Source organism: Chamaesiphon sp. (assembly GCF_041737865.1).
Classification (GTDB): domain Bacteria; phylum Cyanobacteriota; class Cyanobacteriia; order Cyanobacteriales; family Chamaesiphonaceae; genus Chamaesiphon.
Genome location: NZ_JBGSQZ010000261.1, coordinates 1 through 13,901 on the forward strand (window position 1 = coordinate 1; position 13,901 = coordinate 13,901).

A 13,901-nucleotide genomic window follows, 5' to 3' on the forward strand; every position below is an offset into this window, starting at 1 on the left:
AGCGATTTAATTCGAGCTGTTGATGATTTTCAGCATCGTATCAATCGATCGCCTATTTCTCTTGCCGATCGATTATGGGTGAAAAATCACCTCGATCCTGAAGAAGAGAAACTACGGGTTTCATGTTAGACGGGGTTTAGATTAACCTACTCTAATCGATCTCCCATCGCGATCTCTTCCATCATCCGGCGCAATTATTCCAAAAAGGGGAGCAAGGGGAACGGGACTGGGGCGCGAGCAGATCCCATTCTCCAACCCTGTCCCCTCTTACCCTCCTTGTCCCTTATCCTCGATCCTGATGCTATTGTCTCTGCGTATTAAAAACTTTACCCTCATTGATGAGTTAGAACTAGAATTTGGGGCGGGGTTAAATGTTTTGACGGGGGAAACTGGGGCGGGAAAATCGATTATTTTGGATGCGATCGATCTAGTATTAGGTGGCAAAGCGACGGCGCGAATGATTCGCACGGGGATGGCAAAAGCCACGATCGAAGGTACATTTGTCACCACGGAGCGAGTGAGACAATGGCTGATCGATCGGGATTTTGATGTGGCTGATGATGATACGGTCATTTGCAGTCGGGAATTGAGTTTGAGTGGTATTCATTTGCGATCGAGGATGCGTGTCAATGGGACAATTTGCAACCGCCAGCTCACCCAAGAACTCCGCGAACTGTCGATCGAAATTACCGCTCAAGGGCAAACAGTACAACTGACAAATACTACCCACCAAAGAGAATTATTAGATCTATATGGCGGCACAACACTACTCCAACAGCGAGAAAGTATTGCAACTGTACATAGTGACTATCAACAAGCTTATCAAATGTGGCTCGATCGGCAACAAACCGAACAGCAACGGCTCCAACGGCTAGACTTACTCCAATATCAAGTCCAAGAACTTACCGAAGTCCACCTCACCACACCCAGCGAACTCCTCGATCTGGAAACCGAACGCCAACGCCTGAGCCACGTCGTCGATCTCCAACAACAGAGCTACGCCGTCTACCAGTTACTCTATCAAAATGATACAGGTGCGATCGCCGTTGCCGATCTATTGGGCAAAGCTGAATCCACCCTGATCGATATGGTAGCCATCGATGCCAGCCTCCAGTCTAGCCTCGATCTCGTCAGCCTCGCCCTCACTCAAGTCACCGAAGCCGGACGCGAAATCAATTACTATGGTGACTCACTCGAAGCCGATCCCGATCGACTAATCGAAATCGAAGCCCGAATTCGCACCCTCAAATTAATCTGCCGCAAATATGGCCCCAGCCTGACTGAAGCGATCGAACACGAACTTACTATCCAAACCGAATTAACCCAGCTTACAGCGGCAGGAGTGTCCCTAGAAGAGCTAGAACAGCGAGCTACAGATCTCCAAGCTCAACTAGCCACAGCTTGCCAACAACTTACCACCCTCCGCCAACAAGCCGCGATCGATCTCGAACGACACCTGATCGGCGAACTCAAACCCCTGGCGATGGATAAAGTCAAATTTCAAGTCAAAATCGCCCCCCAAACGCCCACCCCCACAGGTGCAGATAGTATCGCCTTCTACTTTAGCCCCAATCCTGGCGAACCCCTCCAGCCCCTAGCCGATACCGCATCTGGTGGCGAAATGAGCCGCTTTCTCCTCGCCCTCAAAGCCTGCTTCTCAAATAATGGCGGTGCAGGTACCCTGATCTTCGACGAAATCGATGCGGGAGTATCGGGAAAAGTCGCCCAATCGATCGCCGGAAAGCTCCACCACCTCAGCCAATCTCAACAAGTCCTCTGCGTCACCCACCAACCCCTGATCGCCGCAATGGCCGATCGCCATTTTCGAGTAGCTAAAGAAACGATCGACACAGGTAATGGTAACTCAGAGCAAGAACGGACGATAGTGCGGATCGAGGAGCTACATTCCCAGCAACAACGCCGCGATGAGATCGCCCAAATTGCGGGGGGACAATCGGCGCAGGAAGCAATCTCGTTTGCGACATCTTTGTTGTCTCAAGCGAAGACGAGGAAGAAGGCAGTTAAGCAGAATCGGAAGTGAGGATTGTCAGGATTGATTGCCGCACGATTGAAATCGTCGCTAGTGTTGCGAAGTCCGCCTTTGCGGACTAATCTGGAACGATCGAGTTTCTCGTTGAAAGCTCGGTAAGTTATAATTGCCATAGCATGTGAATATCTAGTGCAACATCATGACAGCCAAAGAACAGTTATTGCAAGAACTAAGTTCTGTACCAGATAGTCTAATTGTTGAAACGCTCAATTTTTTGAGATTTTTAAAAACCAAGGAACTCTCCGAGGGAGACGCTATGCGAACGAGTCTAGCGGCTGCGGCTGAAATGATGCGCGATTTTTATGATGAAGGTAGCGAACTTACGGAATTTAGCGATCGCGCCGATGAAGATTTCTACGAGTACGAAAAATATGCTTAGGGGGCAAGTTTGGCTATATAGTGCCGATCCTACAGTTGGTGATGAGATTGGCAAAACTCGTCCGGCTGTAATTGTTAGTAATAACGATCTGGGAGTTTTACGTCTGAAAGTTATCGCACCTATTACCGGATGGAATGAAGCATTTTCTCTGGCAGCATGGATGGTAAAAATTGAACCAAATAGTGAAAATGGTTTGAGTAAGCGATCGGCTGTTGACACTTTTCAAGTGCGTTCAGTTTCTCAGCAGCGATTGATTAAGCAAGTTGGAACTTTATCTGATGAGATTATGGATGAAGTTAGTAAAGCATTGGGTGTTGTTTTAAATATTTAAAATTAAGTCGATTAATGTTGGTGGTGTGAACGAGTATCACACGATTGAAATTGTCGCACGCGCGAGCAAATTCCGCCTACACGGACTGAGATTCCTAACCCGCGTAGGCTTTGTTTTGCATCATGAACGGCGGTTTCAACCGCTGACTAACTGAACTAACCCAAACTCGCCTCCAACTCCGCCTTAGCCACCTCCAAAGCCTCCTTCACCTTACTTGCATCCCGTCCCCCAGCCTGAGCCAAATTCGGTCGCCCACCGCCGCCACCGCCGCAGATCTTGGCGATATTTCCGATAAACTTCCCAGCCTGTAAACCCTTGGCATTCACACCTTTACTAAAAGCCGCCACCAAACTAACCTTATCCGGTTCGGGAATTGATGCGAGTACAATCGCGCCTTCTCCGAGTTTATTTAATAACCGTTCCGCCGCAGTTTGGAGCGCATTAACATCGACATCGCCAAGTTCGGCGATGATGATTTTAAACTCGCCAATAGTTTGAGCTTGAGTTAGTAATTGTTCGGATTTAGCGATCGCCAGTTCGCCCTTCACTGTCTCTAATTGCTTCTGGTTGGCTTTGAGTTCCGTTTGCATTGTCGAGATCCGATCGAGGATTTCTTCGGGTTTAGCTTTAAACCTGTCGCTCAATTCTTTGACTACTTTATCCCGCACATTGAGATAATCTAAAACAGCATTACCCGCCACTGCTTCAATCCGCCGCACTCCCGCAGCTACACCCGCTTCGCTGACGATCTTAAATACGCCAATTTCGGCGGTATTGCTGACATGGACACCACCACACAATTCCATCGATACGCCTGGGAAATCGATAACGCGGACTTCAGCCCCATATTTTTCACCAAACATCGCGACGGCACCTTTCGCCTTAGCTTCAGCGATCGGAATCACCTCAATGATGGCTCCATGCGCCTCAGTAATCCAGGTATTAACTAATCCTTCTACCTGTTCGACTTCCGCAGGTGTCAGAGCGCGGGGACAGTTAAAATCAAACCGCAATCTGTCGAATGAAACCAGGGAACCTGCTTGAGAAATCTCAGGATCGACAAGTTTTTTCAAAGCTGCTTGTAATAGATGAGTCGCTGTATGGTTGGCTTGAGCGCGACGACGACAAGCCGCATCGATTTGCGCGGTAATTGTATCGCCAACTCGTAAATTCCCCCGTTCGATCGATCCAAAGTGAACGAAGAAATCCGACTCTTTTTTCACATCATCAATGCGGACTAATAAATTATCCCCCGATAAGTAACCGCGATCGCCAACTTGTCCGCCAGATTCCGCATAAAAGGGACTTTTATCTAAGACAATTTGGACGCTCGTTCCTGCATCTGCTTCAGACACCGATGCACCTGCAACTAATAAGGCGACAACTTCAGCCTGACTAGTCGAGTGAGCATAGCCCAAAAATTGAGTAGCATGGATATGTTCGGCAAGTTTGTCTAAAGAACCTTGAACCGTGAGATCGATCGTCTCAACAGCACCACGCGATCGAACTTTCTGAATCTCCATCTCGGCATTAAATTCAGTTTCATCAACAGTTAAACCATGTTCTTCGGCGACTTCCTGAGTCAATTCCAACGGAAAACCATGAGTATCAAATAGCGTAAACGCATCCTTACCTGAAATCTCTTTCACGCCCTGACTGAGCGTGTCCGCAATAATATTCGCCAGTAACTTCTCGCCATTTCCCAGCGTTTTTAAAAACTGGACTTCCTCCCGCTGAAGTTCCGCCTTAATCTTGTCAGCCTTTCCCCGCACATTAGGATAAGCAACTTCCGACATTGCGATCGCACTTTCGGCTACCTTAGTCGTAAATTCAGCATCAATGCCAATCAACCTTCCATGACGCACCACCCGCCGAATTAACCGCCGTAAAATATAACCTCGCCCAGTATTTTCAGCGCGAATTCCATCGGCGATCATATGTACAACCGCCCGAACGTGATCGCCGATTACTTTCAGCGAAGTCTTGGTTTTTTCATCACTACTAAAATAGTCAATCCCCGCAATTTCCGCCGCAGTTTGAACGATCGGAAAAATCAGATCCGTCTCATAGTTATTCGGCACATCTTGCAGGATTTGCGCCATCCGCTCCAAACCCATCCCCGTATCGATGTTCTTGTTTGCTAACGGCGTGAGATTGCCATCGACATCGCGGTTATACTGCATGAACACCAGATTATAAAACTCGATAAATCTGCTGTCATCCTCTAGATCGATATGCTCATTTCCCAATTCGGGATGGAAATCATAATACAGCTCAGAGCATGGCCCACAAGGCCCTGTCGGCCCCGACACCCAAAAATTATCATCGGCACCCAACCGCTTAATTCGCAGGGGATTCACGCCAATTTTGTCCCGCCAGATCGCAAAAGCCTCATCGTCATCCTCAAACACGCTGACAACCAACCGCTCCGGCGGCAGCTTAAATACCTGCGTCGAGATTTCCCAACCCCAGTGGATCGCTTGTTCCTTAAAATAGTCCCCAAAGCTAAAATTGCCCAACATCTCAAAAAACGTATGATGCCGCGCTGTCCGCCCCACATTCTCGATATCATTGGTACGGATACATTTCTGGGAAGTCGTCGCACGGGGAAAATCGGGCTGACGTTGCCCCAAGAATATCGGCTTAAATGGTAACATCCCCGCGATCGTCAATAACACCGTCGGATCTTCCGGCACCAACGAGCCACTCGGCAACGGCTGATGTCCCCGCTGGCTATAAAAATCGAGGAAGGCTTGACGGATCTCGGCACCACTGAGTTTGAGAGCAGACATAGGACTTTAATATAGGGAGGCAAGTATAGTAGCTATCTCTTTCTATTGTGCCATTTTTGGCTTCAGCAATAACAACCTGCTAAAATGCCAGAGTTGTCAGTTATGAAAGCTTCTGCATGGAATTTGAGTGGAACCCAGATAAAGCTGCCATCAATCTGAGCAAGCATGGTATCTCTTTCCAGGAAGCCGTCACCGTATTTAATGACTCGTTATCTTTAACATTTCCCGACTCCGAACATTCGATCGGCGAAAACCGCTACGTTATAATTGGAATGTCTAGTTTGGGGAAGTTGCTGGTTGTCTCCCATACTGACACAGAAGATCGGACTCGCATCATCAGTGCTAGAACAGCGACTCGCCCAGAAAAGAGGTTTTATGAAGAAGGAAGTTGACGAACTAGAAGACGAATTACGCCCTGAATATGATTTTGCCGCGATGCAGGGGGGTGTAAGGGGTAAATACGTTCAGCGATATCGATCGAGCACAAATTTAGTCCTCTTAGATCCCGATATTGCTAAAGCTTTTCCAACTGATAAATCTGTCAATGAAGCGTTGCGATTGTTAATCCAAATTGCCGATCGCCAGCACTCAAGTAACGTAGTGAAAAACGCCTAAGAATAAGTGTAATTTTAAAATTACGGAAGGTATTTATATCGGAGAAAAGTATGCAAGAGATTTGGTCGCAAATAGATACTTGGTTGGGGATTAATGCTCCAGAAATTTTAGATTTGCTCCAACCAGGGGCTTCTGATGATGAAATCAGCAAATTAGAAGATTTTCTTTCTGTTCAATTCCCCGAAGATATTAGATCTTCGTATCGCATTCATAATGGACAATCAAGCTACGATCATGGGTTTATTATTGATGGGTGGGAATTGCTTTCTTTAGAGCGTATTAGAGACGAATGGACAGTCTGGAAGCAACTATTGGATGATGGAACATTTCAAGATGAGTATGGTCAAGACCAAGGAAGTGAAGCTGTTCCAGCTATTTGTAATGTATGGTGGAGTCCAAAATGGATACCATTAACTTACAATGGCAGTGGCGATCATCACTGTCTAGATCTAAACCCTGCTGAAAGTGGAACAGTTGGACAGATTATCACCATGTGGCATGATGACCCCATAAGAGAAATTGTCGCGCCCAGTTTTTGTGATTGGTTTCAACAGTATGCTGATAGCCTGGAATCCGGTTAGTTAATTTTTTCTGATGAGTACGGAATCGTCAATAAGAATGATTTCTAATCATTAAGATGTCTGCGGTGTGTAGATTGGGATAAGCTTGGGATTCGATCGATCTCATAGTAAAGTCGATCGCCAAAACAATATCCCACACATTACAATTAGAAGAGTATAGAAGTTGAGGATAAGCGTGTGACTACAACACAACCCCGCTATAGCAAAGAAGAATTTGCCCGCCGCGGCGATGAGATTTATCAATCCCAGATTCGATCAGTTGAAGGAGGCAACGATGGCAAGATAGTCGCTATTGATATCGAAACAGCCGCTTTTGAGGTAGCTGACAATACGATCGACGCAACAGATCGATTATACGATCGATATCCCGATGCTCAACCCTGGGTGATTCGGATCGGACATCGTGCTGTTTACCGTTTTGGTTCTCGCAGCCTGAAAAAATCTGTATGATGTATGGCTTCGTCAATCGGCGTTGTGAAGCCGTAATTCGGATTGCAGTCGGTCATGCCAACAACCCCAAGCAAATGGTTGAGACAGTTATCGATACAGGATTTACAGGTTTCCTGTCTCTACCGTTATCAACAATCGAATCTCTCGGCTTACCTTGGAGATTTCGAGACATTGCCACTTTGGGCGATGGTAGCGAAGTCGTATTTGATATGTAGGCAGCCACGGTAATCTGGGACGGTCAGATTCAAGTTATTGATGTCGCTGCATCAGAAGCAGATCCTCTCATTAGGATGAGTCTGTTGTATGGATTTAAACTTATGATTGAAGCGATTGAGGGTGGCATAGTTACTATTGAAGCTTTAACGAGAATTGAAATCTATATGTCAACCATCGAGCAAATCAAAACAACAATCCTAACACTTGTCCCAGAAGAGTTTCCGCAACTCAGACAGTGGTTCTCTGATGTAGATTACCTGCGTTGGGATGAGCAGCTAAAACGAGATGTTGCAGAAGGGAAACTAGACGCTTTGGCAGAAGAAGCCATTGCTGATTTTAAATTGAATGCTGATTTGTAAGATTTAAAAATTAGGCAGCAAAGCGAAGAATTTCAACTTCGGCATTGCGATTCGGCGAAGCCGAGGCTCTGCCAACGATCGATCTCTCCGCGCGATCGAGAACTGCTGCCGTTGTACTTTTGCTGGGATAATACTCACCGCAATTTTCACAAATATTAGCAGGTACATCTTTGAGAACAATGATGTAACTATCCCGTTCTAGAGTAACATTAACAGTTCCATTACAAGTAGTTCTATGTTTGCAAAGGACACATTTCATCAATCTATTTCTCAACACTAAAATTTTGAAAATACAAGAGTACGATCGCTCATAGAGCATCGATACTCAGAATACTACCATCACTAAAATCGATATTTAGATTGCAATTATTGAGCAGTAAAGTACCGATTTGTGGACGACTACCCATCGCCAGTACTGGTACTTCCAGCTCTACACCATCCCAGACTACGGTAGCTCGATGAACTGGAGTAACGATATTTTCATCATTAGCTAAAATAGTATCAATGCTTGCTACATAGGGCAATTCAAGCTTGGCAACTGCGGCGACAGGTAAAGCCAAAGCTCCTTCAAATCCGGTATTAATTACACAGCCAATTTCTAGATCTGGATAGCCAGATATTCTCACAACTACTTTAATCTGTGGTTGTCGTCCGATTACAATGCCATTAATCACGATAGATTTACCTTTGTCAATGTACCACCCGCTGCATAAACAGCATTAAAACCAATTCGTTCTGCCCAAATAATCGCATCGGGAAATTGACTTTGGAGTCGATCGCTACATTCTAGCAAATTGTCGTCAATTTCGTAATTACCTGTTTCGGTATCGATGCTGATAATCTTACCCATATTCTCGCGTGTTTCTACTAGAGTGCGGATCGATCGATTATAAAGATCCTGTCCGCGTCTGGCGATTTTTCGGTGGTTTAGAGGTACTGAAGCTTTGTTGATATTTGAATCGGTCATAAGACGATCGAGTAAACTAGATTTTACTATTCTATTAAAATTATACCAAAGTCGATCGGTGTCTTGACACTCAGATCTGGTTAGGTTAAATTTTTAGATTTGAGCCATTCCCGCACAACTTGGGCGACGGGACGAGATTGGTTATCCACTTGATAGTTCATATTTTGGATATCTTTGGTGGAAATTAACCCAGATAGTTGGTTGACTGCCGTGCGTAACTCTGGATATTTTTTTAGAGTAGCTTGGTTAAAAATCGGGACGGCTTGATAGGGTGGAAAATATTTCTTGTCATCTTCTAAGACTACTAAGTTTAAAATGGGAATCAAGCCATCTGTAGAATTTGCGGCGATTAAATCTACTCTCTTTTCCTTTAAGGCTTGATACATCAATCCAAACTCCATCTGTTGAGTTTTGGCAAACTTTAACCCATAAGTTTTCGCTAAAGCTGGATAACCATCTTTACGTTCGAGAAATTCATACCCAAATCCCCCCCGCATTTGTGGTGTATATTTAGCAGCTTCAGAAAGAGTGCGGATCTGAAGACGTTTAGCATCCTCATTTCTGACAATGAAAGCAAAAGTATTTTCAAATCCTAACGGCGGCATCACTTCTAATTGAAACTGGCGATCGTATGCTTGCTTTATCGTATCGAGAACTGCTTGAGGATCTTTGATAGGTTCCTGTTTTAATACTGCTGTCAGTGATGTTCCAGTATATTCTACATAACCAGCAATTTGTCCGGCTTTGACTGCTTCATGACAAATGAAAGTACCACCGAGATTTAATTGCCGATCGACTTTGATTTTAGTATGGGATTCAATCTGTTGCGCGAGTAATTCGCCGAGAATAACTTGCTCGGTAAAATTCTTGGAACCGATCGCAATTCTCGGTGCTGCTTGTTGATAGTTAATGCCAATTAAGCCGATTAACAATAAGCCTAATATCCCGACTATAATTGCAACTCGACGAGCATTTCCCCAGAAAGGTTGTTGCTGTGTTAGTCGTTTTTCTAACCATCCCAATCCTAAATCTGCACCTAAAGCGATCGCTGCTGCGGGGATAGCTCCAGTTAAAATTAACTGATTATTAACAGTAGCAAGTCCTCGAAAAATGAATACGCCCAAACCTCCACCACCAATCGCTGCGGCAATGGTAGCAATCCCGACAGACATCACTGTTGCTACTCTAATTCCCGCTAAAATCACGCCTGAAGCTAGGGGGATTTCCACTTGAGTTAGCAGTTGCCAATCTGTCATTCCCATCCCTTGAGCTGCCTCTCGCACCGCTGGATCGACATTATTAATCCCGACGTAAGTATTGCGAATTAGGGGAAGTAAGGCATAGAGAGTTAAGGCAACAATTGCCGGATTTTTGCCAATTCCGCCGAAAAATGGCACGGAAATTAGAAAACCAAAGATCGCTAAACTGGGAATAGTTTGCAGGGCATTAGCGATACCGAGGATAGGTGGAGCTAGTTTTGGTTGACGAGTGATGAAAATCCCTAAAGGAATCCCGATCGCGATCGCGATGAGCATCGAGATCGCGACTAAGATGAGATGCTCTCCACTGCGAAGGAGAATTTCTGGGGCGGATCGATCGATGAATGATGTTAACTCGCTCACTTATGCTTTCTCCCTATACTGCAAGGGATTTAAACATGCAATAAAAGCTTGTGCTTCTGGATGTTGAGATGCGAGAAATTCTGCCTTAGTTCCTAATAAAACCAAATTACCTTCATACATTAAGCCAATCCGAGTTCCTAAGAAAAAAGCTTCTTGAATATCGTGGGTAACAAAAACGACTGTTTTGCCGAGTTGCTGCTGTAAATATTGAAACTGTTGTTGCAATTCCAGCCGAGTGATGGGATCGAGCGCACCAAATGGTTCATCCATCAATAAGATCGGCGGATCTGCGGCTAAGGCTCTGGCGATACCGACTCGCTGACGTTGCCCCCCTGATAGTTGATGGGGATAGCGTTGAGCAAATATTTCTGGATCTAAACCAACTAGGTTCAACATTTCATGGACTCGCGCCTGAATTCGCTGTTCTTGCCACTTTTCTAGGGAGGGTACCAATCCGACATTTTTGCCGACGCTAAAGTGGGGAAACAAACCGATATCCTGGATTGCATAGCCGATCCGCCGTCGCAGTTTAATAATATCCCAGTCAGTGGTGGATCGATCGTCAACCATCACCGATCCGCCGGTGGGAATCAGCAGGTGATTTATCAGTTTTAAGGTGGTAGTTTTCCCGCTCCCACTCCGCCCCAATAAGACAATCGCTTCCCCCTGGTAGATGGTGAGATTGAGGTGGGATAATAGTTGACGATGATTTATCTCGAAGCTGACATCCCGAAATTCAACAGTAATTTGTGGCGATGGGGGCATAGAAGGTAGTATCCAGGTTGGGACGATCGATGTCATAGCATCTAAACATCGGCTATTATCTTCCCAGATGTCAATTACTACTAATCTTAGTTTGATGTTCGATTCTCTTTCAGAGAGGCTACGCTAACGAGTCAGATCCGATCGAACCTAACAAGATCGATCGCATTTGTCAACTTCGGCTCCATAGTTAAAAAGCCTCTCATCAAATGAGAAGCTTTTGTTCTTTGAACCTAGATTTACGGGACTGACGGGACTCGAACCCGCGACCTCGCGCGTGACAGGCGCGCGCTCTAACCAACTGAGCTACAGTCCCATTTCTTCAACAGATCTCATTATGCACTTTATCCATAGATATGTCAACTACCAGTTTCTAATGTTTTGGACTGAATAGTTAGATTGTGGATTGGGATCGATTCTCGTTCCGTAAGCGCGGGAGTCGCAGGCGTTGCCAACGAGCAGGACAATTGAGATGTCCCGCTCTAGTTACTTAACCAATTTGCTACCTATTGGAATGCCAACGATTGTGGCTCATGATGCAAAGTCCGCCTACGCGGACTAGTCTATTAGTCCGCGTAGGCGGACTTTGCATCATCAAGAGTGGTTTTAACCACTTTGAGTATAGGTATCACTTGGGTTACTTAGTCCATTCGGTGTGGAATGATTCTGAATCTGGCTTATCTACACGTTTGTAGGTGTGGGCACCAAAGTAGTCCCGTTGAGCCTGAGTCAGGTTTTGGGGTAGATTGGCACGGCGGTAACTATCAAAGTAATCCAACGATGCACTAAAAGCCGGAACGGGGATACCCAGTTTCGCAGCTTGAGAGATGACTTCGCGCCATGCGGTTTGTCGATCGAGGATTGTCTGACGGAATTCTGGAGCGAGGAGGAGATTGGCTAATTTTGGCTCTGCTTTGAAAGCATCCTTGATTTTATTCAAGAATCCTGCCCGAATAATACAGCCACCCTTCCAAATTCGCGAAATTTCGCTCAGATTCAGCTCGTATTGATACGCGTCGGAAGCGGCACTCAGCAATGCCATCCCTTGAGCATAAGAACAGATTTTTGAGCAATATAGCGCGTCGCGCACTTGGTTGACAAAGGTTTGAGTATCCCCTGTAAACTTGCCATCTGGCCCTGTGAGGACGGCTGAAGCCGCAGTACGTTCTATTTTGATCGATGACATAATTCGCGCATTTACAGCGGCGATAATCGTCGGAATCGATACACCCAATTCGAGCGCACTTTGGACTGTCCAGCGTCCGGTACCCTTTTGAGCAGCAGCATCGACGATTAATTCCACCAGCGGTTTGGTGGTTTCGGGGTCGATATATGTAAAGATATCGGCGGTGATTTCAATCAAGAAGGAGTTGAGTTCGTCCGTCTGGTTCCACTCGGTGAAGACTTCATGTAGCTGCTTGTGGTCTAATCCTGCAACATTTTTGAGTAAGTCGTAGGCTTCAGCGATGAGCTGCATATCGCCGTATTCAATGCCATTGTGCACCATTTTGACATAGTGCCCAGCTCCACCTTTCCCGATATAGGTGACACAGGGGCCATCGTCAACCTGAGCGGCGATTTTGGTGAGAATGGGTTCGAGATTGTCATACGCGGCTTCTGTGCCCCCTGGCATCATACTGGGGCCATTTAGTGCCCCTTCTTCGCCGCCACTGACTCCCATCCCGATAAAGGTGAGTCCAGAGTCTTCGAGTTCGGCGGTGCGTCTGTCGGTATCGGTATATAGGGAGTTACCACCGTCGATGATGACATCACCTTTGGAGAGAAAGGGTTTGAGTTCTTGAATGACTAGATCTACAGGTTTACCTGCTTGAACCATGATCAGGATTTTGCGGGGAGTTTCTAAAGCGGCGCAAAATTCTTCGATCGAATATGTAGCTGTGACATTTTTCCCTTGGGCGCGGGTTGCCATGAAGTTGTCAGTCTTTGCCCGCGTTCGATTGTAAACAGCGATTGGAAAGCCATTGCGTTCGACGTTGAGGGCCAAATTTTCCCCCATAACTGCTAAACCAATCACACCAAAGCTTTGTAGAGACATAAATACTGGAGATGTAGGGTTTGATTTCGCTCTACATCACCTTAGCTCGATCCCCATTTTTTAGGGTATTTTAGATAAACATTTGTAACGTTGGGATCTGGGAGCGACGAGTTACTGACAAACTTAGCGATCGAAATCCCCTGCCGATCGCGATCGCTGTTAATTATTTTCGAGTCGATCTTTGAGAGTTTCGAGAATGCCCCACCGATTGTCTAGAGGCTGTTGTACTTTGGCTGGTGTGGGGATCGGTGCTTCTATAGGGGTAATCCCAGCGCAATCAAGATTGCAGAGCTGTCGGAGTGGTAAAGCTAGACACAATTGTTCGTAGAGCCAGACATCCGGCGGGAAGTGCCCGTCTGGTGGCAAAGAATCAATCAAATCTTCGGGATCGGTTTTGACGTCCATCCCGCGCCGATCTGGTTCTTCAGATTCTGCTTCCAACCAGATGACTTCACTCGCATCTAGTACCAGTCGATGGTTGTACTGTTGCAAACATCGATCGCATTTGAGCGTAATAATTGTCTCTGTCTGTGCGGACACATCAAGATATGTCCCCCTGTGTTTGATAATTATTTTACCCCTGATTGGTGTAAGTGTCTCAAACTCAGGCATCAGTCGATCGACAATAATCTCTAAGGTTCGATCCTGTCGATTTGCTAGTTGGGGAATAAAAAGTGGTTCCATCGATCGGCAGTAAGTAATGGGTAGGTAATAAGTAATC

Annotated in this window: 16 protein-coding genes, 1 tRNA gene and 1 pseudogene; 9 read left to right on the plus strand and 9 right to left on the minus strand. The window is 45.9% G+C overall.

What is annotated here, in order from left to right:
• The first annotated feature begins 298 nt into the window (after positions 1-298).
• The 3 genes from recN (at position 299) to ACEW9J_RS19805 (ending at position 2,760) form a co-directional block, all read left to right on the plus strand.
• A complete protein-coding gene (gene recN, locus ACEW9J_RS19795) occupies positions 299-2,041 on the plus strand; it encodes a DNA repair protein RecN (protein ID WP_373546811.1) in 1,743 nt (580 codons plus the stop codon).
• A 148-nt stretch (positions 2,042-2,189) separates the two neighbouring features.
• Positions 2,190-2,429: a hypothetical protein gene (locus ACEW9J_RS19800; protein ID WP_373546812.1), complete on the plus strand. Its 240-nt coding sequence runs from the start codon at positions 2,190-2,192 to the stop codon at positions 2,427-2,429.
• The gene (locus tag ACEW9J_RS19805) at positions 2,395-2,760 is read left to right on the plus strand and encodes a type II toxin-antitoxin system PemK/MazF family toxin (RefSeq protein ID WP_373546813.1); all 366 of its coding nucleotides are present in this window, start codon (positions 2,395-2,397) and stop codon (positions 2,758-2,760) included. The genes ACEW9J_RS19800 and ACEW9J_RS19805 overlap by 35 nt, the downstream gene beginning before the upstream one ends.
• Positions 2,761-2,915: 155 nt before the next feature.
• On the opposite strand, the gene alaS is transcribed toward ACEW9J_RS19805, so the two are convergent.
• Positions 2,916-5,552: an alanine--tRNA ligase gene (gene alaS / locus ACEW9J_RS19810; RefSeq protein WP_373546814.1), complete on the minus strand. Its 2,637-nt coding sequence runs from the start codon at positions 5,550-5,552 to the stop codon at positions 2,916-2,918.
• A gap of 116 nt (positions 5,553-5,668) precedes the next feature.
• Between alaS and ACEW9J_RS19815 the strand changes: the two genes are divergently transcribed.
• The 6 genes and pseudogenes from ACEW9J_RS19815 (at position 5,669) to ACEW9J_RS19840 (ending at position 7,773) form a co-directional block, all read left to right on the plus strand.
• Positions 5,669-5,944 (plus strand): BrnT family toxin, encoded by a 276-nt coding sequence (locus ACEW9J_RS19815; RefSeq protein WP_373546815.1) that lies wholly within the window; start codon positions 5,669-5,671, stop codon positions 5,942-5,944.
• Complete coding sequence (locus tag ACEW9J_RS19820) at positions 5,928-6,167, plus strand: hypothetical protein (RefSeq protein WP_373546816.1); 240 nt, start codon at positions 5,928-5,930, stop codon at positions 6,165-6,167. The genes ACEW9J_RS19815 and ACEW9J_RS19820 overlap by 17 nt, the downstream gene beginning before the upstream one ends.
• A gap of 50 nt (positions 6,168-6,217) precedes the next feature.
• A complete protein-coding gene (locus ACEW9J_RS19825; protein WP_373546817.1) occupies positions 6,218-6,748 on the plus strand; it encodes an SMI1/KNR4 family protein in 531 nt (176 codons plus the stop codon).
• A 177-nt stretch (positions 6,749-6,925) separates the two neighbouring features.
• Positions 6,926-7,198 carry a hypothetical protein gene (locus ACEW9J_RS19830; RefSeq protein ID WP_373546818.1) on the plus strand — a complete coding sequence of 91 codons (273 nt, stop codon included), beginning with the start codon at positions 6,926-6,928 and terminating at the stop codon, positions 7,196-7,198.
• Positions 7,195-7,560 (plus strand): annotated as a pseudogene (locus ACEW9J_RS19835) (clan AA aspartic protease); the annotation flags it as partial. The gene ACEW9J_RS19830 and the pseudogene ACEW9J_RS19835, both read left to right, overlap by 4 nt.
• An 18-nt stretch (positions 7,561-7,578) precedes the next feature.
• On the plus strand, positions 7,579-7,773 hold the full coding sequence (locus tag ACEW9J_RS19840; protein ID WP_373546841.1) for a hypothetical protein: 195 nt from the start codon (positions 7,579-7,581) through the stop codon (positions 7,771-7,773).
• A gap of 10 nt (positions 7,774-7,783) precedes the next feature.
• Here the strand turns inward: ACEW9J_RS19840 and ACEW9J_RS19845 are convergent, their stop codons facing one another.
• The 8 genes from ACEW9J_RS19845 to ACEW9J_RS19880 form a co-directional block, all read right to left on the minus strand.
• Positions 7,784-8,032, minus strand: a complete 249-nt coding sequence (locus ACEW9J_RS19845) for a type II toxin-antitoxin system MqsA family antitoxin (protein ID WP_373546819.1) — start codon at positions 8,030-8,032, stop codon at positions 7,784-7,786.
• Positions 8,033-8,081: 49 nt separating this feature from the next.
• Entirely contained in the window at positions 8,082-8,447 is a 366-nt protein-coding gene (locus ACEW9J_RS19850; protein ID WP_373546820.1) for a clan AA aspartic protease, read from the minus strand.
• Entirely contained in the window at positions 8,444-8,740 is a 297-nt protein-coding gene (locus ACEW9J_RS19855) for a hypothetical protein (protein ID WP_373546821.1), read from the minus strand. Before ACEW9J_RS19855 ends, ACEW9J_RS19850 begins: the two co-directional genes overlap by 4 nt.
• Positions 8,741-8,820: 80 nt before the next feature.
• Positions 8,821-10,362 carry a glycine betaine ABC transporter substrate-binding protein gene (locus tag ACEW9J_RS19860; RefSeq protein ID WP_373546822.1) on the minus strand — a complete coding sequence of 514 codons (1,542 nt, stop codon included), beginning with the start codon at positions 10,360-10,362 and terminating at the stop codon, positions 8,821-8,823.
• On the minus strand, positions 10,363-11,127 hold the full coding sequence (locus ACEW9J_RS19865; RefSeq protein WP_373546823.1) for an ATP-binding cassette domain-containing protein: 765 nt from the start codon (positions 11,125-11,127) through the stop codon (positions 10,363-10,365).
• Between the two features lie 239 nt (positions 11,128-11,366).
• Positions 11,367-11,440 (minus strand) — tRNA-Asp (locus ACEW9J_RS19870).
• A 321-nt stretch (positions 11,441-11,761) separates the two neighbouring features.
• Positions 11,762-13,180 (minus strand): NADP-dependent phosphogluconate dehydrogenase, encoded by a 1,419-nt coding sequence (gndA, locus tag ACEW9J_RS19875; protein WP_373546824.1) that lies wholly within the window; start codon positions 13,178-13,180, stop codon positions 11,762-11,764.
• Between the two features lie 159 nt (positions 13,181-13,339).
• Positions 13,340-13,864: a DUF177 domain-containing protein gene (locus tag ACEW9J_RS19880; protein ID WP_373546825.1), complete on the minus strand. Its 525-nt coding sequence runs from the start codon at positions 13,862-13,864 to the stop codon at positions 13,340-13,342.
• Positions 13,865-13,901: the final 37 nt, after the last annotated feature.